General features: G+C 43.2%; 17 protein-coding genes and 1 pseudogene. 10 read left to right on the forward strand and 8 right to left on the reverse strand.

Going from position 1 to position 23,641, the window contains the following annotated elements; all coding sequences use genetic code 11:
* Window positions 1-14 precede the first annotated feature (14 nt).
* Genes mhpA through dmpG form a run of 4 tightly spaced genes read left to right on the forward strand, consistent with a single transcriptional unit; the run spans window position 15 to window position 4,550 of the window.
* Window positions 15-1,757 carry a bifunctional 3-(3-hydroxy-phenyl)propionate/3-hydroxycinnamic acid hydroxylase MhpA gene (gene mhpA / locus LEP1GSC050_RS00740; RefSeq protein WP_010569155.1) on the forward strand — a complete coding sequence of 581 codons (1,743 nt, stop codon included), beginning with the start codon at window positions 15-17 and terminating at the stop codon, window positions 1,755-1,757.
* Window position 1,758: 1 nt separating this feature from the next.
* Window positions 1,759-2,553: a 2-keto-4-pentenoate hydratase gene (locus LEP1GSC050_RS00745; RefSeq protein ID WP_010569156.1), complete on the forward strand. Its 795-nt coding sequence runs from the start codon at window positions 1,759-1,761 to the stop codon at window positions 2,551-2,553.
* A 27-nt stretch (window positions 2,554-2,580) separates the two neighbouring features.
* The gene (locus LEP1GSC050_RS00750; protein WP_010569157.1) at window positions 2,581-3,537 is read left to right on the forward strand and encodes an acetaldehyde dehydrogenase (acetylating); all 957 of its coding nucleotides are present in this window, start codon (window positions 2,581-2,583) and stop codon (window positions 3,535-3,537) included.
* The gene (dmpG, locus tag LEP1GSC050_RS00755; RefSeq protein WP_010569158.1) at window positions 3,534-4,550 is read left to right on the forward strand and encodes a 4-hydroxy-2-oxovalerate aldolase; all 1,017 of its coding nucleotides are present in this window, start codon (window positions 3,534-3,536) and stop codon (window positions 4,548-4,550) included. The genes LEP1GSC050_RS00750 and dmpG overlap by 4 nt, the downstream gene beginning before the upstream one ends.
* 444 nt (window positions 4,551-4,994) lie before the next feature.
* Here dmpG and LEP1GSC050_RS00760 read toward each other — a convergent pair whose 3' ends face one another.
* Window positions 4,995-7,061 carry a TonB-dependent receptor gene (locus LEP1GSC050_RS00760; RefSeq protein WP_020986959.1) on the reverse strand — a complete coding sequence of 689 codons (2,067 nt, stop codon included), beginning with the start codon at window positions 7,059-7,061 and terminating at the stop codon, window positions 4,995-4,997.
* An 844-nt stretch (window positions 7,062-7,905) separates the two neighbouring features.
* On the opposite strand from LEP1GSC050_RS00760, the pseudogene LEP1GSC050_RS21265 reads away from it, so the two are divergent.
* Window positions 7,906-8,166, forward strand: a pseudogene (locus tag LEP1GSC050_RS21265) (transposase).
* A 501-nt stretch (window positions 8,167-8,667) separates the two neighbouring features.
* Window positions 8,668-9,024: a PilZ domain-containing protein gene (locus tag LEP1GSC050_RS00770; RefSeq protein ID WP_010569161.1), complete on the forward strand. Its 357-nt coding sequence runs from the start codon at window positions 8,668-8,670 to the stop codon at window positions 9,022-9,024.
* Window positions 9,025-10,467: 1,443 nt separating this feature from the next.
* Here LEP1GSC050_RS00770 and LEP1GSC050_RS00780 read toward each other — a convergent pair.
* The 5 genes from LEP1GSC050_RS00780 to LEP1GSC050_RS00800 all read right to left on the reverse strand — a co-directional run bounded on the left by LEP1GSC050_RS00780 (window position 10,468) and on the right by LEP1GSC050_RS00800 (window position 15,001).
* Window positions 10,468-11,193, reverse strand: a complete 726-nt coding sequence (locus tag LEP1GSC050_RS00780) for a TetR/AcrR family transcriptional regulator (protein ID WP_010569163.1) — start codon at window positions 11,191-11,193, stop codon at window positions 10,468-10,470.
* A 69-nt stretch (window positions 11,194-11,262) separates the two neighbouring features.
* Window positions 11,263-12,045: an SDR family NAD(P)-dependent oxidoreductase gene (locus LEP1GSC050_RS00785; protein WP_010569164.1), complete on the reverse strand. Its 783-nt coding sequence runs from the start codon at window positions 12,043-12,045 to the stop codon at window positions 11,263-11,265.
* Between the two features lie 15 nt (window positions 12,046-12,060).
* Window positions 12,061-12,792 carry a class II aldolase/adducin family protein gene (locus LEP1GSC050_RS00790; RefSeq protein WP_010569165.1) on the reverse strand — a complete coding sequence of 244 codons (732 nt, stop codon included), beginning with the start codon at window positions 12,790-12,792 and terminating at the stop codon, window positions 12,061-12,063.
* A 24-nt stretch (window positions 12,793-12,816) separates the two neighbouring features.
* Window positions 12,817-14,301 (reverse strand): aspartate aminotransferase family protein, encoded by a 1,485-nt coding sequence (locus LEP1GSC050_RS00795; protein WP_020986961.1) that lies wholly within the window; start codon window positions 14,299-14,301, stop codon window positions 12,817-12,819.
* A 55-nt stretch (window positions 14,302-14,356) separates the two neighbouring features.
* Complete coding sequence (locus tag LEP1GSC050_RS00800; RefSeq protein ID WP_010569167.1) at window positions 14,357-15,001, reverse strand: class II aldolase/adducin family protein; 645 nt, start codon at window positions 14,999-15,001, stop codon at window positions 14,357-14,359.
* Between the two features lie 147 nt (window positions 15,002-15,148).
* Between LEP1GSC050_RS00800 and LEP1GSC050_RS00805 the strand changes: the two genes are divergently transcribed.
* Window positions 15,149-15,805 (forward strand): TetR/AcrR family transcriptional regulator, encoded by a 657-nt coding sequence (locus LEP1GSC050_RS00805; RefSeq protein WP_020986919.1) that lies wholly within the window; start codon window positions 15,149-15,151, stop codon window positions 15,803-15,805.
* Between the two features lie 200 nt (window positions 15,806-16,005).
* Here the strand turns inward: LEP1GSC050_RS00805 and LEP1GSC050_RS00810 are convergent, their stop codons facing one another.
* Window positions 16,006-17,226, reverse strand: a complete 1,221-nt coding sequence (locus tag LEP1GSC050_RS00810) for an MFS transporter (protein ID WP_020986979.1) — start codon at window positions 17,224-17,226, stop codon at window positions 16,006-16,008.
* 18 nt (window positions 17,227-17,244) lie between these two features.
* Window positions 17,245-18,870, reverse strand: coding sequence for a xylulokinase (locus LEP1GSC050_RS00815; protein WP_020986984.1), 1,626 nt, complete (start codon window positions 18,868-18,870; stop codon window positions 17,245-17,247).
* 279 nt (window positions 18,871-19,149) lie between these two features.
* On the opposite strand from LEP1GSC050_RS00815, the gene hpnA reads away from it, so the two are divergent.
* The 3 genes from hpnA to LEP1GSC050_RS00830 all read left to right on the forward strand — a co-directional run bounded on the left by hpnA (window position 19,150) and on the right by LEP1GSC050_RS00830 (window position 23,073).
* Window positions 19,150-20,136, forward strand: a complete 987-nt coding sequence (gene hpnA, locus LEP1GSC050_RS00820) for a hopanoid-associated sugar epimerase (RefSeq protein WP_010569170.1) — start codon at window positions 19,150-19,152, stop codon at window positions 20,134-20,136.
* Between the two features lie 82 nt (window positions 20,137-20,218).
* A complete protein-coding gene (locus LEP1GSC050_RS00825; protein ID WP_010569171.1) occupies window positions 20,219-22,087 on the forward strand; it encodes a PP2C family protein-serine/threonine phosphatase in 1,869 nt (622 codons plus the stop codon).
* Complete coding sequence (locus LEP1GSC050_RS00830; RefSeq protein WP_010569172.1) at window positions 22,084-23,073, forward strand: NAD-dependent epimerase/dehydratase family protein; 990 nt, start codon at window positions 22,084-22,086, stop codon at window positions 23,071-23,073. Before LEP1GSC050_RS00825 ends, LEP1GSC050_RS00830 begins: the two co-directional genes overlap by 4 nt.
* Window positions 23,074-23,641 lie beyond the last annotated feature (568 nt).

The raw sequence follows: 23,641 nt of genomic DNA on the forward strand, positions 1-23,641 counted from the left end.
GAGATCGTGATATTATGGAAAATTTAAATAACATTAATGAATCAACGTATGACGTAGGCATTATCGGCCTTGGTCCTACTGGACTTACGTTAGCTCATCTCTTAGGACGTCGCGGATTACGTGTTATAGTTCTTGAGAAGGAACCGGTCTTTTACGGAAACGCGAGAGCCGTATATACAGATGATGAATGTCTAAGGGTCTTCCAAGCTGCCGGAGTCGCTGAGGATTTGCATAAGGGTATGATGTTCGACATTCCGGTTCAATTCACATACGAGGACGGAACACCTATCGTGCAGTATACCCCTACCGGCACTCCAAATGGATGGCCTATCATAAACTTTTTCTACCAACCGTATTTAGAAACAACTTTAACGGAAAAATTACAGCAATATTCCAATGTAACGGTTCTGAGAGGAAGAGAATGTCGCTCTTTCGAGCAAGACTCCGAAGGCGTGACTATTTCTCATATCGCCAGTGAAGGGACCGCATACGGACAGAAATCGGAAAACCATAAACCGAAGGAACAAGAAGACGAGCAGTCCGTTCGAGCTTCGTACATGGTTGCTTGCGATGGGGGAAGAAGTACGGTCCGAGATAAATTGAATATCAAGTTGATCGGAAAAAGTTTCCCCGAGCCCTGGCTTGTCGTCGATCTTAAACAGAAAAATTTGGAATTGGGATTGAGGCACCTACCTTATTTTAATTTTTACTGCGATCCAAAGGGTCCAGTAGTCAGTTGTCCCCAGCCTGATGGCTATCATCGATTCGAATTCAGGCTCAAGAAAGGTACGTCGAAAGAATACATGGAAAAGCCGGAAACGATCCGGAAGCTATTATCCAAACATGTGAATCCGGATCATTTCGAAGTGAAACGCAGGCTAGTCTATACGTTCAACGGACTCGTCGCGGAAAAATGGAAAGAGGGGCGGATATTTCTCGCAGGTGATGCCGCACATATGACTCCTCAGTTTATGGGGCAGGGAATGAGCTCCGGAGTTCGAGACGCATTTAATCTAGGCTGGAAGTTGATTGAGGTAATGAGCGGACGAGCTAGCGAGAAATTATTGGATACGTATCAAAGCGAACGATATTTTCACGCTAAAGATATGATTCTTGTCTCCATACTTTTAAAGGATGTGGTTTCTTTGGAGAATAAATTTTTTGCCATGATACGTAATGCGTTACTAAGAGCGATCAAGTCGGTTCCGAGTTTGTATAACATTTTCCGAGAGGGAAAATTCAAACCAAAGCCAAAATATAAAAAAGGAACCTATTTAGGTTTACCTAGAAATTCAGAGAACATACATGCAGGTACTTTAATGCCTCAACCGGATCTTCAAATCATGGATGGTACGTGTCGAAAAATGGACGAGATCATCGGTGATTCGTACGCCTTAATTGGGCAGGGAATTGATCCAAGAGATGGTCTTTCGGATGCCTCTCTTTCTTTTCTTAATTCACTTGGGACAAAGTATATTACGATTTATGAAAAAGGAAACAGACCACAAGGCATCAATGAAGTAGTCCGAAATTTCGATCCAAATTGGGACGAGGTAGAAGATATTTACGGCCTTTTGAGTCCTTGGTTCCGAAAGGCGGGATACAAGAAGAGCGGATTCGTCCTACTTCGTCCTGATAAATTCGTTTTTGGAATGGCCAAAGGAACCGGGGATAAGCTCGCTCAGGAATTGGAACGCAGACTCGATTTGAAATCCGCAGCTCGTCCCGTAAAAAATAAGGAGTTGGTCAGAGCTTAAAATGAACAATTCTGTAAATTATTCCAATATTCAATCGGCCGCTTCGGCTTTACGGGCGGCAAGAAATAGCGGAAAACCGATCCCGCCGATATCGGAAACGTATGGAATTCAAGGTTTAGAAATTTCTTATGAAATCGCTAAGGTTAACAATTCGGAAAGATTGAAAACCGGTGTTAAGGAAGTAGGAAAGAAAATCGGGCTAACTTCTAGAGCAGTTCAGATTCAGCTTGGGGTCGATCAACCCGATTTCGGCACCTTATTCTCCGATATGGAATATTTGGATTCGGATGCGGTTCCGACTGCGGGCCTCCTGCAGCCTAAGATCGAGGCGGAAGTAGCTTTCATATTGGCTCGCGATATCCAGGAGAATATACCAAGTTACGGAGAATTTTTAAATTCGATTCTGTATGCACTTCCCGCTTTGGAGATCGTCGATAGCGCCATCGAAAATTGGAAAATAAAATTGGAAGATACTGTGGCGGATAACGCTTCTTGCGGGCTTTTTGTATTAGGAAATCAGCCGATTGCTTTGGGCAACTTGGATCTCGCCGGAGTTGGGATGTTCCTGCGAAAAAATGGTAAGATTGAATCTGTCGGCTCTGGAGCGGCTTGCTTGAATCATCCTCTTCGGGCCGCCTATTGGCTTGCTAAAAATCTAATAGAAAGGGGCCAGGGACTACGAGCGGGGCAGATTGTCTTGTCCGGAGCATTAGGACCTATGGTGCCTATTCAGCCTGGGGATGATTTGGATGCGGAGATTACTGGCCTCGGAAGAGTTTCTTGTAGAATGATCTGATACCCCATTTAATATTAGGAAGTTATTATGGAAAGAAAAATTAAGTCCGCAATCATCGGTTCGGGAAATATCGGCACTGATCTGATGATTAAAATTTTGAGAAAATCCAAAAGTTTGGAGATGGCCGTTTTGGTTGGCATCGATCGAAGCTCGGACGGGTTGGCTCGGGCAACTAGAATGGGAGTTCCGACAACATATAAGGGAGTGGAGGGTTTATTAGAAATTCCGAATTTTAACGAAATCGAAATCGTATTCGACGCGACCTCCGCTTCCTCCCATATCGAAAACGAAAGAATATTGAGAAAGGCAAACCCGAATATCAGACTAATTGATTTAACACCGGCAGCGATCGGTCCTTATTGTGTACCTGTTGTGAATTTGGATCTGAATCTAGAGCAAAAAAACATTAATATGATCACCTGTGGCGGACAAGCGACGGTTCCGGTGGTTTACGCAGTTTCTAGAATCGTAGAAGTTCACTACGCGGAAATCGTAGCCTCGATCAGCAGTAAATCGGCTGGACCGGGTACAAGAGCGAATATAGACGAGTTTACCGAGACTACTTCTAGAGCACTAGAATTGGTCGGAGGAGCCAAGAAGGGAAAATCAATCATAGTAATGAATCCTGCTGAACCTCCACTTATGATGCGAGATACAATCTACGTATTATCAAAAATAGGAGACCAAGCTAAGATAGAAACGTCCATCCAAGACATGGTAGCATCCGTCCAGCGGTACGTTCCTGGATATCGCTTAAAACAAAAAGTTTTGTTCGATATTATTCCGGAGGATAAACCTCTGAAAATTCCGGGCGTTGGAACCCTTTCCGGCTTAAAGACTACTGTTTTTATCGAAGTAGAAGGTGCCGCACATTATCTGCCTTCTTTTGCCGGTAATTTGGACATTATGACGTCTGCGGCTTTGGCAACCGGAGAAAGAATCTCAGAATTACTAAATAATAAATTACGAGAGGTTGCAAAATGATTCTTCCGGAAAATAAAAAACTATTCATTTCAGATGTGACTTTAAGAGACGGGAGTCATGCAATTCGCCACCAGTATTCCTTAGACCACGTAAGGAATATCGTAAAGGCACTTGATGACGCAAGAGTTGATAGTATCGAAATTGCTCATGGGGATGGACTCCAGGGATCTAGTTTTAATTACGGTTTTTCGGCCCATACGGATCTAGATATGATTGAAGAGGCCGTGAAAATCGTTAAACATGCAAAAATTGCAACCCTCCTTCTTCCCGGAATTGGAACGATTCATGATCTAAAAAACGCGTATGACGCAGGTGTACGTTCTGTTCGAGTCGCTACACATTGTACGGAAGCTGACATTTCCAAGCAACATATAGAATTTGCAAAGTATCTTGGAATGGACGCAGTCGGATTTCTTATGATGAGTCATATGATCTCTCCTCAGAAGTTGGCTGAACAAGGAAAGTTGATGGAGAGTTACGGTGCGGAATGCATCTATGTAGTGGACTCCGGTGGCGCTATGAATATGAACGATATCCGAGATCGTTTTCGTGCGATGAGGGAGGTTTTGGATCCTAAAACTCAGACCGGTATCCATGCCCATCATAATCTTTCGCTAGGTGTGGCCAATTCGATTGTCGCTGTGGAAGAAGGATGCGATCGGATCGATGCGAGTTTAGCAGGAATGGGAGCTGGAGCAGGCAATGCTCCTTTGGAAGTGTTTATTGCTGCAGCATCGCGATTAAATTGGAATCATGGAACGGATCTTTTTATTCTAATGGATGCAGCTGATGAGATCGTCCGTCCTTTACAAGATCGCCCTGTAAGAGTAGACCGAGAAACATTAGCTCTTGGTTATGCAGGAGTTTATTCCAGCTTTTTACGTCATGCAGAGGAAGCTTCCCGAAAATTCGGTATCAAAACGGTCGATATCCTGGTTGAATTAGGAAAACGTAAGATGGTCGGAGGCCAAGAAGATATGATTGTGGATGTTGCTTTGGACTTGCAAAAGTAAAAATGTTCAAACGAGTTATTCCTTTGATTGACTTTTAAGCAATTATACTTATACAAAAGAGCAACAAATCGCAGCTTTAATTCTACGAGAGATTTTCCGATCTCGTTGATATCACCAATTAAAGTGAGAAACTTGATTGCAAATTGCATCGATACTTTGAATTTTTTGAAAAAATAGCAAAAGATCATATAAGCTAAAATAAATCGAAAGTGTCCCGAAAGTTTCGCATTACGAGTTCACTCAAGTCCTTCTTGAGTTTGGTCTCAGCCGCCTGAATTAATTTCACGTGGCTTTTATTTTCTTTTGCCCTCATGGTGGTTCTCCTTTTTTTGAAAATTGTTTGGTCACAATCTTAGGTAGGTTAGGAGAGCCTTTCTTTTTATCTGTAAATGCGTATAATATTTGGGACGTTATCGCTCATTGTAATTACAAAAAGAAACAAAGTTAAAAAGTACCTGAGATGGAAACCCTAAAATTTCTAGGGGCTGTAGGGTGAGTCAATGTATCATTATATCCCCCGTCGACAGGACCAGGGCCTTCGTTTTTTAAACGAGTCGCGTAATAGTACTGAACTTGCGGTGCGTGCGAATTGAAAATGTTGAAGATATCAAATGAGAGACTTATATTCTCCGATATTTTCTTGCCTATTCGTATATTCCAGAATGTAGATGGAGTAGATCGCACGGAATTATTCTGCACTAAAGGTCTCGGTCCGAAATAACGAACCCTCAACGCCCCGAAAAACCCATCTAAATCGGTGACACTGAGACCGGAAGAAAAAGCGGAATGAATCGCCTGAGGAACGTAATCTCCATCTTTGCCAAAAAATCCGCCATTCGTGTACCGTGCGTTAGAATAAGAAATGTCCTCATCAAAATTTAACCAAGAATTAAGTTTGTAGGACAAAGACAGTTCAATTCCTTTTCTAATACTGCGACCGCTAGGATCCGTATTTCCCGAATCTCCGTTAAACACCAATTCCGAATTTACGCCTAAAAACCAATACGCAACGTTAAATACGATTTGCTTTACCGGAGCCGCTCTCATTCCAACTTCACCGCCTTTTGTCCGAACTAGCGGCGTAACTGGACTTATTCTATTCAAAATACCTTTTGCATCGTTACTATGAAACCCGCATCCGTAGTTTAAGAAAAACTCAATATTCCCCCAAGGCCCGAATATCCAGGAGGCTTTCGGGCTTACTATATTTGAAGTCTTCTGGGTGGAAAGATACGAGACGTTATCATTTACAGTCAAATAATATGCATCGCTTCTTATCCCGATAATGCTTACGATTTTAGAAACCCAATGAATCCTATTTTCGTATGTCGGCGATAATGAAGTCTCTACAATTCTCTTATTGGATTCCGTATCCAATCTAGATCTTGATTCCGTATGATACAGACTATTATGAATAGAATCGCGCCTCAGTTGAAACCCGAATGTGTTTTCCATTTTAAAGGAAAATAAATTTGATTTAATTTTGTAATGATTTTTCATACCTGAAATCGTTCTTTGATCGACTTGCTCCGCTTGGTCTCCCCGATCAGGATCGACCATATAGAAAGTATAATCAGAATAAAGACCTAAATCATAATATACTCCGTATAAAACGATCTTAGCTTCCGAATAGGCATTCTTTTTATGACCTTCGAACGTGACGCAAGTCCTGTGAGTTGATCCTCCGTCAGTTCGGTCAACAGGATCATATAGATTTAGCCCGTCATCGTACGGATAAAGCAAGGATCTTCCTTTTTGAATTGCTCGTTGTGGAATTTGGTTAGTCGCGTGCCAGGCTCCTTTATACCCCATTGCGGTAATAGACATTCCTAGTTCTTCATCTCCTAAGCTGTATGAAAGAACTGAATTCAGTTTTTTATAACGATCCGGAATTGTCCAAGCACCATTATACGTAGAATACTCCGCGCCAAAAAGAATATTCCCCTTTCCTATCTTTTTGGATTCTGCAATGAATATTCGTTTATATCCTAAGCTTCCAACTTCTACGGAATACAAGTTTTTTTGGAGGCTCTTGGAATAGGAAATGTTCATGGCCCCGGCAGAAGAAAAATCTCCTTCTTCAGCGTAGTAAACTCCTTTTTTATAATGAACATCATGAATTAATTCAGGAATAATAAAGTTTAAATCAATGTATCCTTGGCCGTGAGCATGAGTCGGCATATTGATTGGGACTCCGTCAATACTTGCCGCCATATCGGTACCGTGATCCAAATCAAATCCTCTTAGATAATACTGATTTGCTTTTCCACCGCCGCTATGCTGGGTCACGAGGACACCGGGAATTGCTTCCGCGATTTCTCCTGTCGATTGCATGGGACGCCTTCTTAAAGCCGCCCCACTAATCCTCCCTTCACTTACGGAGCGTTCATCCTTTTTATCTCTAATTTCTATAGCATCGCCGATAGAATACTTACGTTTTTCTTGATTTGAAGTTGATTCTTCCCGCTTATTATCTTTTGCGTTTAGTTCGCTTGAAAGCGAAACTATCATAATAGAAGAAAGGTAAAGTTTGAAAAATATACGGCATGGATGTCTATCCAATGGTCAACCCTCGTTAGAAAGGAACCAAGATAACTTTGCATATAGATTAATGAAGAAAGACGAAGCTGAAGTTTCGTCATAATCAACTATGATCGTAGTAAAACGAAAGGTTGATTTCGTTTAATGCAAATCACAAAGGTCCCTAAGCAGTATGCTTTTGGGGACCCCTTGTAATCGCATTATGCGTATACAAGATACGAAACCACTTAAACCTCGAAGTGTCGATTTCGTTGGGAAGACCTGACTTACAAAAATTAATACCAGATTATTAAAAGGTATTTATTTTGATTACAGTTGCGGGACAGTGAGGGAATTTCACCCTGCTTCCACCCTAAAGCGTGAGGCCATCGTTTATTTAAAGCGACTCTGCTTCAACGAAAAAATGGATAACTGGCTTCTACAGGAAAACAATCACCTATCCTTGCAGGAATGTATCGTAATGAGGCAGATTCTCGGGAGATTTAAAGGCCTTTCAGTTGGAAATTAGTAGAGGAATTTAGATGGAGGTGGAGAAGTGGGTTGGATAAGGATTGAGTAATAATGTCGTATATAACTTTATTCTAAGTCATACTTGTTTTATTGCGAATTTACCTTTTAAGAGCACCTCTTTCAATGTGTAAACCCGCTTGTTAATCTCAAATTTTGCTAATCGTTTAGGGTTCATATCGCTATAATCGAAACGAATAATTTCAATCAAAGCGCTAAATACGTGCTCGTTTGGTTGATTGATTTTGTAGTTCCCCCACTTAAAACCGTACATCAAAGTTAGCTCTTTAGTTATAGGAGTAAGACTATGAATATTACCAGTAGTAACGAGGAGATTCAGGTAATCACATCTGTTCTGCGAAGACGCAGATAGTCAGTTCGGGAAAAAGAACAAATCATCCGAGAAACGTATGAGCCGGGAAATTCTGTTTCCTTAGTTGTCAGAAAGCACAATATAGCACCAAATCAGCTCTTCCAGTGGAGGCGGTTTATGGAAAACGGTGCAAATAAAGGGATCGAGAACGAAGAAAATCTGATTTCCGAATCGGAAGCAAAGAAGCTAGAGTAAAGGATTAGGACCTTAGAACGACTACTTGGACGCAAAACGGAAGAAGTAGAGATACTCAAGGAAGCGGTCATGTCGGTTCGTAAAAAAATGATCTCGCGAAAGTCATTGGAAGGAATCGAAGGTTTCCGATGACAAGAATGGCCGAGGGCCTCCGGGAGATTATTGCAAATTTATTCAGACCGGCCAAATCGAGTGAAATATCCAAGGGATGAGGCAGTTATCCTTTACGGACCACTAGTTAATCAACATTCTTCCTTTTCTTTTAAAGTCAGTAAATCCGAGCGAAAGATTTTCGTAAATATGGCTGTCTTATGATTGAAGCGCTTAAGCGATATGTCTTGTTTGGCAGCACAATTTTTCTGTAATTCTTGGAATATTTTGCAAAGTTGAACTTAGCGTAATTTTGAAATTACTTCGTATTGAAAAATCAGTACGTTAAATAAAGGCAAAATTCAATGGTATCAAATACTATTTATCAAGTGTTACGGGGGATTTCTAAACATGGAAGAGGATAGAAGAAGCGGGAAAAGAATCAAATCGTCAGAAGTAGGCGAAATGATGGTTTTAGCAGCCAGTGGAAACGGCACAATCAAGGGCAGAGTATTCGATTTTTCCGACTATGGTATTGGAATTATAGATTATGAAAGTACGGAAACATTGAAGATCCACGAAAAAATAGTGGGAATCATTTCAGCGCATTCCATAGATGATATTCATTTCGCAGGAAAAATTGTACGAATGGACACTGTTGAATCGCTTAGTCGAGTGAAAATAATTCTCGGAATTCAATTTTTCAATATAATTCCAATTATCGATAGAATGACGGTATTAGGACTAAGCGGTCAATTGTCGGATTAGATCCTAAATGCGAAAAATTAATTATAACAGATAGATTACATAAAGAATTGATTAAATTCGATTAAGTCGATTCAAGTTAATTTCAATCTGTTTTGTAAATCCAGTTTATCTGGTCCAATTCTAAAATATCCACCGGGAGACTAATACGAGATTCGTTAGAATTGACACTTCGAATTTGCAAAGTTTTTCAGAAGCTTCATAATTGGATTGACGATTATAACAAATTTGTCACTCACAGGGAAATTAAGATGGTGCAACAAAGGACTTTGTTAAATCTGAGTTAGCCTTGGTTGTATAATTCTTAGGGTAATTCGATGGGAAACTTGAGAATTTAAAGAATAACTGCCACAGATAATTAAAAAAGCGCCCCAAATATTTCTTTGAACAAATCAAAATATCCTAACTTATACTTCTTTTTGCATAGTGAGACGGATAGAAATTTCATTAGAGAATCGGTTTTATTGGTAATTTGCGATCATTCCTTAATCTGAGAAAAATTAATTTGAACCGGTGATCTTATTTGTGGAGGTCGTTTATTTCACTTAGTTTTTTAAGTCCTATTTAATATTTACGATTGAGAGGGTTATATAGGATGGAAGATTGTTTATTGAATAGGTTTTCAGATAAAGACCAATTCTCGGGGTTTTTCATCGTTGCGAACCGTAATGAAAAGACCTTCAGTGGCCCGGTATCTTCTATTTCTAGTCATCGTATTTCGGCTTTAATCGATAAAGATATTGCATTGAAATTGAGTTCGAACGAATTTATTTTCGGAATTTTAAAGGGACCGCACATTCAAGATACTATGTTTTCCGGATCTATTTTAAAGGCGAGAGAAGTGGATCTATCATGTTGCAAAGCTTTGTCTATCGAAATAAGCTTGCAATATCCTATTTATTCTGTCGGCGAGGAGTGGACCGCGTGATTTTCGTTCTCGTCGCCTGCCTTCAATTTTGAAAACTCGATTATTTTTACGAATAGACTTACGAGCTTTCTTTCTCGCCTTAATTCCTCTTAGAATAATTCAACGTAATTATAGTTCCGATCGATACTTTCTAAGAACGCGGAAATTTTCGAACAATTCTTCAATAGCGTCTATTAATAAGCTTCTTTGGTATTCGCAGCGAACGTTTAATGGAGTAGGAATATGAGAACCGGAAGGTTATTTCCTTTGTATTCGATCGAGGTCGCGTGTTAGTATGAAATGTTCAACGATTTGAAAGATTTCTACGTTTAAAGAATACCGGCCAGCGCATGATTGAAGGTAAGTCCGCTGTCATGTTAGCAACCGCTCGACTCATTTACATGGCCTCTACTAAGTGGGGAACTAAAAAATGCCTTAACATCGAGAAGTTAAAAGAGTTAAAAATTTCAAAGCTCACGACTCGAATACTTTATCTTGAATTCTAATTGCGCGAAAATTCAGGGACACTATCAATATTCTTAAATTAAAAGTGCAGATTGTTTCGCCACTTTTTTCACTAGCACCTCCGTGGATTCGGGAGAAAATCCTATCGCTAGAAGACAGAATCGAACAGATTCCAATCGAAGGGATTCGATTCTGTCCGAATACAGTTTCTGCTTCGGGAAGGAAAAAGGAAAAAAAGAAAATACGATCAAAAGATGACGGATGATCCAAGTCACGTCCCTCCAATTTTTCCAAGATCTATCCCCAGGAAGTTCCTTATTTTTTATGCAAACTTCTATAGAAATTTTCATTAATGGAAAAAGACTTCTTAATCTTTTTCGAATATATTTTTTTGCAAATTTTCCATCAGTGCTCATATTTCTTAAAATTAATTTTTGAGCGAGTTTGGCTTCTTCATTTTTATGTTTTGAAAAAATATCCGTAATAAAGGTATTAATTAGAAATGCGATCGCATCCGATCCCGGTTCCAAATTAAAAACGGCATTTCTAAACGGGTCATTTGATAGCCTTAGGCAATATTCCAAGACTTCCGCGAACAAATCTTGCTTACTAGGAAAATACCTATAAATAAGTCCAACCGAAATGCCGGCGGATTTACATAATGAACTTGTTCTGGTCCCCTCTAAACCTTCTTGTGCAAATAAAGGCAGAGACGTTTGAAGGATCGATAATATTCTTTCCGCCTGAGGAAGCCAATTTCTTTTTTTGTGTTTCCTTTTTTTCCCATTTAGAGCCTTCAATGATTGCCTTCCTTAGCCCCTCTTTCGCAGTAAGACCCGCGGACGAATCGAGTCAAGAATGTCGTTCTCTTAATAGTCTGCTGCCGCTTCCGACAATAAGATTTTGGTTCTCAGCCATACTGGCGCTATCCGTCCAATTCGGACCGCTAATGCAGTTCCAAAAGGGAAACGATTCTCTCGAATTTCGGAACGAAATCCTTTCAATATGAATTGCACAGCTTCTTCCTCGCTAATTTCATTGGGAGCTGGAATTCCATCGTCTTTAACGGCGTGCGTAGCCACGAAACCCGGGTGGATTGTTTGGATACGAATATGTTTAAAACCGAAGTGCTTTAATTCCATTCTCGCGGTGTCTAAAAAAATTCTTCCGGCCGCCTTTGCCGCAGTATAATCCCCTTGCATGGGAATTCCAAAGTAGGTCGCTAGAGAATTGACGTGTGCAATCATGCAAGGTGTAGTTTGCGATTTCATTTTTGCAAGAATCGGAACGAAAAAGTTTATTAAGCTATCGTAATTTGTTCTCATCTTACCTAGAATGATTTCCCTGGAATCCTTGATCGTATTGGAAGCCGGGCCTGCTCCTACGTTTAGAATGGCAATATCGATTTTTCCATACCCTTTTATCGTTTCGGAAACGACCAGATCCGCATGCTGTGGATCCGTTGCATCTCCGATAAAAAAAAGACATTTATTGCCTTTGGATTCGATTTCTCGCTGAAGATCCTTGAGAAGGTCGCCTCGTCGTGCGGTAACGACGATATTATTCGCAAAATCGGCGAGGCGGACGGCAAGCGCTCTTCCTATTCCGGAGGATGCACCTGTTATTAAAATTGTTTTGTTTTTATAATCCATATTCACCTGGTCCGATTAGTATGCGGTAAAGCCGGATGGTATTTCGCCGCGAATGTAAGATTCTGTTGCGCGGCGTTCATCTTTTTTTAACCGACTTTTTGCAATCCAACGGATAAACCAAGGGATGCGGCGTATCTTTCCGCCTGTTGCGTAAGCTAATAAGTACGCCTTGGCGCATTTTTCAATCAACTCGCAATTATATATCGCTTTCTCGCGGGTTACGCTTGTTACCAACACGCCCTCTTGATTCAGGAAAGCGTTTGCTCCGTTGAGTAAAACCGAATCGGCGATGACGGAACCGTCGGCATGTCGATTTATTTGAACGACAGGCGCACCGAGTTGGCGGCATTGCTCGTCAAAAACAAGGGGAAGCGGGTCTTTGAGCGTTTTAAGAAGCGATCCCCAAATAGGTTGAAAGCAGGCGATGGCTCCAATATCGGACCTGCTCAAGTATAAGCTTGCATGAAAGTGAATCAAAGCTAATCTTTCCGAATCAACGGCGCCCGCTTCGATTGATGCAGATGGGTTATGAATGGTGAATTGGTTTACTTCTGCTCCTTTGCCTTTCTTTCTATCGATAAGCAGGAAGGCAGGAGGCTCTTGTCCAGGAAGTCTGAATGATAGACTTGCCTCTCCGGTTTGCAAGAGACCCTTTGCTTCCAGCCTATGCCATAAATTCATTAAGTCTTTCTGGTCGGTAGATCCATGTTCTTGTTTAGAATTTTTCGTCGCTGGTACTGATTTCATCATTCGTTTCCTAATTTTGTTCTATTAAGTAAGTCGGAATACCGACTCGAATCTATTTAGAGCTTCGTCGATGACCTCATCCGTATCTGCCATGCTAGTATACATTCTACTTCCGGCTAATGTGATCATACCGTGAGCGGTATAGGCAGCTCCCATCTCTTCCATGAGATGCTTGCGCTCTTTCGCTTCTCTTAAAACTTTCAACGGATTTCGAAGAGACATGAGAAGTACTCCCGAAGTTTGTAGATGAACGATAGAGCCTTGGTTGTAAGCAACGTAAGGCAATCCCATTCGATTGATTATCTCTTGCAGGCCTTTACAAAGACGATCACCGGCCCGACCGGCTTTGACTGCGGCGTTTGTGCGCTCCATCTCTTGTATAGAGAAATAACCGGCAGCGCAGGATAATGGATTGGCCGATAGAGTTCCACCGACAAAAGCTCGTTTGCCCATGGCACTGATTCCTCCGGCAAGCAACATCATGATTTCCTTACGTCCTCCAATTCCTCCGGCCATTGGATACCCGCCGGTCAGGCATTTTCCAAGGACAGTCAGATCCGGCCGAACGCCAAAGAAGCCTTGGGCTCCGCCTAAGCCGATCCGAAAACCGGTAACCACTTCGTCAAAAATCAGTAACGCTCCGAACGAATCGCATAATTCTCGCAATTGTTGGTTGTATTCGAAATGAACCGGGCGTGTTCCACTCTCAGGGCCCAGAGGTTCTACGATTACGGCAGCGGTTCCTCCTCGCAGCCGATTTAACCAGAGCTTTCGACGAATTGCTCCTAGGTCGTTGGGGAAGCTTTCTTCAGTAGAAGCGGTTGCACCTTTAGGAATTCCCGCTGCTTCGCGCCGACCTGTTCCCGGAATCCGCATCCCATATACCATCGAATCACTCCATCCGTGATAACCGCCTCCGATTTTGATAACATGGCGCTTCCCCGTATAGGTTCTCGCAAGGCGAATCGCTCCCATGACTGCTTCGGTTCCGGAACCTAGCATCCTGAACATTTCTATTCCGGGCATATTCTTACAGATTATCTCGGCAAGTTTCACCTCGTATTCGTGTAACAATCCCGTGCTAGGACCGCACTCATTGAGTAGGTCCATAACTTTTTTCCGGACAGGTTCGTAATTGGATCCTAGAAGTGTGGGGCCACCGGACTGGAGAAAGTCGATATAAGTGTTTCCATCGACATCGCGTAGATGGGCGCCCTTTGCCTGGTCTATTGCCAGGGGAAAAGGATAATTGAATGCTAGATTATGCTGCACACCGCCCGGGATTACCGCTTCCGCCGCTGACGCGATCTCTCTAGATTGCTTGCATTTATGATTGAAGTAGTCTAACACCCCGTTCATCTTGTCTCGTCGAATCGGTCTGAGCGGAGATTTTAACAAAACTTTAAGTCGCTCGAAAATCTCGGTAGTGTCGTGCCATTCTGAAATTGCGTACTCTGCTCGAGGTAAGATTTCCTGTGTTTGTTTTTTTTCTTTTACGATCGTAGTCATACTATCCTCCAGTCGGAAAGTCGGATTTTTTATGAATGTAGATAGTCGAACCTATCTACAGGATTGAAAGTGCCTGATGAACAACAAGGGGGGAAATTTCCGAGAAGCTCAGATTATTCTTTATACGGGAACGAAGGAAGTTTGCGGATTGTTTTTCCGCTAGCAGAACATTCTCGATCGCCCGGTCTATAGATTTTGCCCCGCAAACTATGCCGTGGTTTCGTAAGAGATATCCATTCGTATCCTTTCGTATTTTTTTCTTAAACGCGTTGACTAGAAATATAGTTCCGGAAGGCGCATAGGAGACGAGGCGTAAGGATGCGCCAAGACTTGCACGTGCTTCCGCACCTTCGATGGGCATGTCAATTCCGAGTAAAGTAACTGCGCTGGCTAGAGGTTGGTGGGTATGTAGACTTACTTGCAAATCAGGTCTGCGAGTTAAAAAAGCCGCGTGCATTCCGCTTTCGGTCGTAGGATGTTTATTGCCTTCTACTAATTTCAAATCTTTGATTCGGAGAATACATATATCCTCATCTTTCATACTGTAATAGTCGGAAGCAGATGGAGTAACGGCCATAAGTTCGGGGTCGACCCTTACGGCCAAGTTTCCCCCGATACCCGCAAAAAAACCGAGATCGGCTAGCTTCCTGGAGGCGGCTACGATCGAGGCACGCACCGCTTTAAATCCTAAATTCTTCATGTTTCCTGCTCCTTCCATACTCATGAAAACTCGGCAAACGTCGAGTCTAGAATAAGGGCGGGTCGGCTATTGTCGAGTAATTTTCGCTTTAAATCCTTAAAAATGGACTTGAATCGATCCAAATGTCGATTTTTGTCGGTAATAGAAATGCCGAAATCATTGGAAGAACTATCCCCTGACGACTCCCTGAATGGAGGGGATTTTAAAACGAGCCCCCAAGGACGTAAGCGAAGAGCTGCTCTTGTTCAGGCTTTGAGAGAATTATTGCGAGAGCACCCACCGGAGTCCCTTACGTTTGCAAAAATTTGCGAGCACGCCGACATTCCAAGGGCATCGGCCTATCATTTTTTTCCGAATATGGGTGCGCTCTATCTTGGCCTAAGGCTCGTTCATGCAGAACTTGTGGCCGAGAGATTGTCCCAGGTTGATACTTCACAATTCGAGAGCTGGCAGGACTACGTGTATTTTCTTGCTGCGGAAGCCATCGCTATTGTTAGGGAGGATCCTGCAATGATGCGTGTCGTTTATGGGGTTCGCAATGAAGAGACGATGCATATCGGCAAAGAACTCGATTCCAAAATTGCGAGTATAGCTCTCCGACAAGTGATGGATCGTTTTGCACTTCCTTCTTGGCCGGACGCGGCTCGCAAGGTAGGGATTGCGGTTGCATTGATTGATTCTGTCTTTCGATATTCTTTCCGAGAACAGGGCGAAATCACCGATGAAATGGTTCGAGAAGCAGGTCGGGCGGCAGTCGCTTACTTACGTTGTTATTTGCCCGAATATGTGGAGAGCAGGGTCTAAGCGCATCGCGGCGTCGGTCGTAAAAACTCGACATTAGCCTAGTTTCACTGATCCTCCCGGGAGTAGCGGATTTGATTTCCGTTTCATCGTAATCCTTCCTGACTGTTTCGCGCGGAGTGGCTCCATATTGAGGTCTTGGCATCGATTCGGGGCGGATTTTAAATGATAGAGAAAATTTCCCGGGTTAAATACTTAATATATTATGAAATTGTAACCTTCTCCGAGCGAAAACTCTCTGAAGTAAAGAGGGCCAGTATAAAGATTATAATTAATAATCCTAGAATAAAGTATTCTGCGGGTCTCCAACCACTGGTGTCACTCTTTAAAAGAGCCATGGCGACGGAAATGATGACTCCGCCCGCATTACCAACCAGCATAATGGCTGCTGCTGCTCCGCCGGCTCTCTTTGGTCCTGCGACTTCTTCGGACATTACAAGGAGAAGAGCGAAGCCGGGTAAAAACAAGAAACCTATTAATCCGCCGTAAAGATAAAGTAAAGGAAGATCGCTACTTAAACAAAGAGGCATGATCAATGCAATCCCTGAAATTCCGCAGAAGAGTAGAACAGGCTTTCTCCTTTTTATGAAATCGGAGATTGTCGGAATTACTAACGAGCCAATAATACCAGCGAGAATCATTACCCCGCCAATATTTCCGACGTCCGTCGCACCGACGCCGTTCTGTCCTAGTATTCCTTCCAGCCAAGTGGTGAGACCGTTGAAGAATCCAAAAGCGATAAATGCCATTAAGACGATGGTCATGATGGAACGATCTTTGACGATGTGTACGACTTCCGCCAATGCGGTAAAAGAACGAAGCTGAGCCGTTTCTTCCGGTTCCGTTATATGGTTTTCTTTTACAAGTAAAAAGAAAACCAGGCTTAAAACGATCGCAATGATTGCAAAAACCAACATCGTTCCACTTAAGCCGAAGCTTTGATTAATATGAGGTGGAAGGGAAAACCCAAGAGCTAAACCGGCGAACATTCCGGCAGTTCCTAAGCCCGTTGCGGCCGCTCTTTGCTCTTCTGCAAACCAGTCGGCTGCTAATTTTGTAATTCCGTTCATGATAAAGGGTTGGGCGATCGCGTTTCCTATTTGGCAAATGAGAAGTAGCCAGAAACTTCCGGTATAGATCCTCATGCACGCAAATATGGACATGATAGCGAGGCCGAGTCGAATTGTGAATCGATATCCTTTCCGATCGGTCATAGCGCCCGCAGGCATTGAAACCAGGGTGAACATCAGAGGATTGCAAACCGTCAATGCGCTGGCTAACAATTCCGAAACACCGTACAGATTTTGGACTTCCGTCATCAGAGAAACGAAATTCAAATAGATCATTTGGCTGACTCCGATCACGGTCATATAGGACGCGAGAACAATCCATCGATAAGGTCTGTAATAATTAATTTGTTTCATAACGATTTCCCCGTGATTTTAAGCGGTTTTTTTCCCATGCACTATCAAAGTTTTTTCCCGGTTCCAGCTTTTATATAGAGGACCTAAGGCATCGTGCAATTGCATAAATCTGGCGAACATTTCATCCATTGCTTTCTTGTTTTTTTGATCCGGTTGGTATTCGGCTTTTATTCGAATTAATTCCGGAATATCAGAAAATTTTAATAGTCCGAGGCCTATCCCTGCGATCCAGGCCGAGCCCCTGGCATTCGATTGCACGGTGGCTTCGGGTTGGCGTACCGGAATGCCGAGGGTGTCTGCGAAAATTTGGCACCATACGTCGGAAGTGGCGCCTCCGCCGACGATAGTTATGGAAGACAAGTTTTTCTTCAGGAATTTCTCTACCGGCTTTAGCATCCAGCGCGTATTCAACGCCACTCCTTCCAAGAAAGCTCGGATAATATCTTCTCTACTATGTTCTAAGGAAAGATTTACCATGCCTCCCCGGAGAGATAGATCGTCCACCGGACATCTTTCTCCATATAACCAAGGCATATAAAGAAGACCCCGACTTCCTGCAGGTGTTCTTGCGGCAATACGATCCAGGATCTTGTACACGTCGGATACATGCTCTTCTCGGAGGAGCTCATCCTGATGATACAAGATCCTGTCCTTAAGAAAGCTTAAGTTAGCGCCTGCGGTAGTTTGCATCGCGGTCATTAGGTATTTCCCCGGAATCGCACAAGGCACCGATGCCATGGATGAAATGATATCGGTTTTTTTATTTGGAACATGAGCCGCAATCCAGGACGAGGTTCCGATATACAGGTGTGCCTCCCCGTCGACGACTGCTCCGGATCCGATCGCCGCCGCGGAAACATCAATGGCTCCTCCAATAACGGGAGTTCCGGAAGGAAGCTTCAAGGCCGAAGCGACTTCGGGCAGAAGACCTCCTATGATATCGGTGCATCGGACGATCTCGGGAAATTTTTTCGGATCGATCCCGCTTAAAGTGAGCAGGCTGGAATCGTAGCGAACCCGGTTGGAATCGCGATTGTCCGTTACCCAAGACGTAAGAATCGAATCCGGTGTAGCAACAAACTTTCCGGTCAGTTTCATATTCAAATAATCTAATGCGTTTAGGAATTTATAGGTTCTTTCGTAAACTTCGGGAAATTCATTCTTGATTAGAAGCATATGAGCTGCCGGATCTTTTCCGGATAGGGACGGTGCGCCTCCCGTGAGTCGAATCCATTTCCAGAGCTTTCGCGGGGAGTAGCCGGCTACCGGGCCACCCGCATGATTTTGGATATGTTCCGCTCCTCTCATATCCATCCAGAGGACCGCATTCATAAGTTCTTGGCCCTGTTCGTCTACAGGAACGGTCACTTCTCCTTGGGTGGAGCAGCAAATTCCGCGTACCTTGCTTCGATCGACTCCCGATGCATTCAATGCGGTACGCGAGGTTTCTAATAATGCAGTCCACCAATCCTCAGGTCTTTGTTCCGCCCCGTGACCCGGAAGAATCATGAGTTCCACTTCTCTGTAAGCCCAGGAAAGGATTCGTCCGTCAAGTGTGCAAACCGCTGACTTACATCCCGATGTTCCTAAGTCTACGGCCAAGATTAAATTGTCATTTCCGGATAATTGCTTCTGTGTCTTCATACCCGTCGCCCATTCGGGACGGATTGACCAAAAAGTCAACAAACGTTTAATAAAAATGATCATTGATTATTAAATAACAGTTGTATTGCCATTTTATGGCACTCAATAGATATTCTTAGAGTAGATATTTCGACAAAAGCCGACTATTTTCAGGTTTCCTCCTTGACACAAAGAGTTGGATGCGATCTGAATCTTGCCTATGGAGTTAGCTTTGAAAAGACATCTCGATGTCGTCCGCTTTGCCTCCAGGAAATAAAATTTCGGAAAGACTGAGGGATTATGAAAAAACTAGTCACTGGAGCTGCCGGTTTCATCGGTTCTGCTATAGTTCGCGAATTGCTGAAAGAGGGTCATGAAGTAAAGGTTATGATTCGCAAATCAACCAATACCAAAGGTTTGAGCGGACTAGATGTGGAAGTTGCCTACGGCGATATTTGCGACGGAAGCGCCATGAGATCCGCGCTGAAGGGATGTGACACCTTATATCATACCGCTGCTTTTTTCGCTCACTGGACACTCGATAAAAAATTACCGTACGAGGTAAATGTGGAAGGAACCAAAACTTCCATGAAAGCAGCTTTGGATGCGGGAGTCGGAAAAGTGGTCTATACAAGCACCGGTAACACAATCGGCGCTCACGGGGAGATTCCGGCGGATGAGACTGCAGAGTTCAATCATTGGAAATCCGGTGATCATTATTCCATTTCAAAATACCTCGGCGAGGTGGAAGCTTTAAAGTTCGTTTCTATGGGGTTGCCCATAGTTGTCGTGAATCCCACTCTCGTTATCGGTGCGGGAGATGTGAAGCCAACCACCTCAGGTCAGATGATCATCGACGTTGTTCAAGGAGCGATGCCAGGGTACATCGACGGAGGCACAAATCTTATCGATGTGTCGGATGTTGCGAAAGGTCACCTGCTCGCGGCTAAAAAAGGAAGGGTCGGAGAACGGTACCTTCTCGGAAACGAAAATTTAACTTTATCGGAGTATTTCAGACTTATAGCAGAGATCGCAGGAGTCACGCCGCCTAGAATCAAAATTCCATATTATGTAGCCCTGGGCATGGGCTATATCTTCGAGTTAGGAGCAGCCATCACAAAAAAACATCCGATTGCAACTGCGTCCGAAGTGAGGATCGGGAAATCAAAGGAATTTTTCGATTGTTCTAAGGCAGTTCGCGAGCTTGGGCTTCCTCAAACCCCAGTTAAAATTGCTATTAAGAATGCCATAGATTGGTTCAGGGAAAACGGTTATTTGAAAAAATAAATCCCGACTAGCGACGGTTACCGGCTTCAAAAAGAAAGTTACTGGAAGTTGACCGGGATTCGAACAGTGACGGAAAATAATTATGAAAGCGAATATTAGAGAAACAGTTCTAAGATTGCGAAAAAGTTTCGCGAAGTTCGGGGGTTTAGTTCTCGGACCGTCGGAACGTTTCGAAATGAGGCACCGTATTTTGAACGGGATGCTGCTTGCCGGGGCCTTCGTCATGAGTTTAGCTCTCCTCTCCGAGCTCGTCCGAGAGGGGACTGAAACGGGTAGTCTGATCGGGCTTTGGATCGCTTTTGTTTTTGGTGTACTATTTTACTATTTAGCAAGAGTTAGAAATCAATTTAGACGATTGGTTTTACCAACCTTAATGATCGGGGTCGGCACAACGTTACTTCAGATTCAGTATAGCGGCGGCATTGTGAGTGCCAATATAATAGTATTGGTGCCCATGCTGATTATGTTTATACTTCTACTCGGGCGTAAGTTTGATTGGGCTTCGACGTTACTCTTTGTTGCGATGATTTGCGTGATCAATTATCTGCAGGAAATACGTCCCGGCTGGTTCTCCGACTATTCCAGCGCCCGTGCACGCAGTGAAGATTTTCTGATTACGATAATTTCCGTGTTAGGCGCTACCGGACTGATGCTGCGTACGCTGAATCGTTCTTACGAGGATGCCATAAACGAAGTTAGTAGTCTCAAGAATCAGCAGGATGGCGATTATTTTTTGACATCGCTCCTGATTCGACCGTTAGCCGGTATTCGAATTCGATCGAAAACGGTTCAATTGTGTTCGTATATCAAGCAGAAAAAGATTTTTACCTTTAAGGACAAAGCGCATGAACTCGGAGGCGATATCTGCGTGGCGGATCAAATCCTTCTGCGGGGACGCAATTATTGCGTGTTTGCCAATGGTGATGCCATGGGGAAATCGATGCAGGGAGCCGGGGGAGTTTTAGTATTCGGCACGGCGCTACATGCTTTAATCGAAAGAACTCACCGAGAAGGAATTCTTTCAGGATATTTTCCGGAACGTTGGTTACGAACGGCACTGAATGAACTCAATAAGGTTTTTGAGGGATTTGACGGTTCCATGTCGATGTCGTTGCTACTCGGTCTTGTAGACGAAGAAAACGGATTTCTTTATTACATAAACGCCGAACATCCATTTCCAATTCGGTTGCGCGGAGGTTGCGCCGCATTTCTTTCAGAAGAAGCCACGAATTTCAAACTAGGAATGCTCAGAGAAAAGGCGCAGATCGAAACGTGTTGGATTCGGCCTGGAGATACCGTCATTATCGGTTCGGACGGCAGAGATGATATCTTGATCGGATACGACGCTTCGGAAACGAGGATAATTAACGAAGATCATACAGCTATTTTAAATTTGGTCGAAAAGAGCGAAGGGGATCTAGAGCAACTGGGTAATCTTCTCCAAGAAGCAGGAGATCTTACGGATGATCTGTCTTTACTGAGTATAAAATTTAATCCTAAGGAGATCGACGATGAAAGAGGGAACATGCTTAATCTTGCGGAACCGCTTCGCCTTCTGGAGAAAAATGAAGCTTCTGCAGCTCTTATACTTCTGAAACAGATCATCGAACAATGTCCGTCTGACAAGCTCGCTTGGAATTTACTTTATCGTGTCTACATTCAAATGGGGCTACCGGCGGAAGCAGGGCATGCCGCCGAAAATTATTCCAACATTCAACCTTCAAATCTACAAATGATTTTTAATAGCGCCGTTCAATATGCTAAAGCTGGCCGGATTGAGAGGTCGATCGATATGGCTGAGAGAGTTTATAGTCGAAAACCCGAGGTGATACCCGTCTTGAAACTGTTAGTGCGTCTTTACAAAAAATCGAAACGTATGCAGAGGGCTCAAGAATACCAGGATGAGATTGCGCGATTGCAAAACACTAACACGGAAGGGCATTTGGGATGAAGAAACTTGTAGTTGGAGCCACCGGATTTATAGGCTCTTCTATCGTAAGAGAACTGCTCAAGGACGGAGAGGAAGTAAAGGTCCTTTTTATGAAAGGCCGCCCGAGTCGAGGTAATCTAGCCGGACTCGATGTAGAGAAGGCTTACGGTGATATTCGCGACGGGGATTCCATAAAGAAAGCCTTGCTGGGTTGTGATACTCTCTATTTAGCCGCCGCTTATAACGGGCATTGGGCTCCGAATCCTAAAACGTTTTATGAGATCAATCTGGAAGGAACAAAAACTGCTTTAAGAGCCGCCCTTGAAGCGGGAGTTCAAAAAGTCGTCTATACCAGCTCGAATAACGCTGTCGCTGCCAGCGGACTCGTGGAGGCAGACGAAGAGCGAACCTTTAATTCTTGGGAAGCGAAAGATCATTATACGATGTCCAAATACATCGCGGAAAACGAGGCAAGAATTCTTGCAATTAAAGGTCTTCCGATCGTAATCGTAAATCCTACTTTGGTAATCGGTGCGAACGATAGTAAACCGTCTCCGTCCGGGAGAACGATTCTCGATATTGTCGAGAAGAAAATGCCAGGGTACATTGACGGGGGATTGAATATTATCGACGTAGAGGACGTGGCCCGTGGTCATATTCTCGCCGCAAAAAAAGGGAAGCTGGGCGAAAGGTATTTATTAGGAAATGAGAATATAACGGTTCGCGACTATTTAAATTTAATAGCGGGTATTGCTGGCGTAAAGCCGCCTTCTATAAAGTTGCCGTTTAAGTTAGCGCTCGCTCTTGGACATCTCTTCGAGTTCGGTTCCTCGATAACGAAAAAACCTCCTTTAGTTACTTCAAGCGAAGTAAGAATCGCTAAAATGATGGAATGGTATAATTGCTCCAAGGCGGTGAAGGAGCTTGGTTTGCCACAGACTCCGATCGACATTACCGTCAAAAAAACTATAAACTGGTTCAGAGAAAATGGATATACCAAGAAGTAATATTTTTTGCTACGTATCGATGATTCGCAATTTTTCCTTCAAAATAGGCAGAATTTATCCGCGGTTATTATGAATTCGGTCGCCTTTAAATCTAAGCTCTTGGCATATTTACTTGAATAAAATATTTTCTACGAATCCTGGGTGCATTTTTCGAATGATAGGTAAGGAAAAGATTCTTTTCCGATTTCTATCTCTTTGCATAACATTTTCATTTATTTGTGAATGTTCGGGAAGGAAGGTCCTAGGACATTTTGATCAGTTGACTATTGGCTCCGAATTTCTCGAGCTAAAGTCAATCGCATCCAAAGAAAGAATAAAGACCGAATCGTGTGATAAAGTTTTTTTGAATGCCTTTCAGGTCGGAATTTACAGCGCAAAAACAAACGTGATCAGAGAGGCGCTACGGAAAGAAATGGAGCGGGATTCGAGCATTGTTGCATTTACAGACATCCATTTTCAACACGAAGACGGATGTTGGAAGATAGAGTATACGCCGGAAAGGAGGTCCAAATGAGGCTTATCCTAATAATATTTTCGATCTTTATGCTATTTTCATCGTGCCTTTACG

The organism is Leptospira broomii serovar Hurstbridge str. 5399, assembly GCF_000243715.2.
Classification (GTDB): Bacteria; Spirochaetota; Leptospiria; order Leptospirales; family Leptospiraceae; genus Leptospira_B; species Leptospira_B broomii.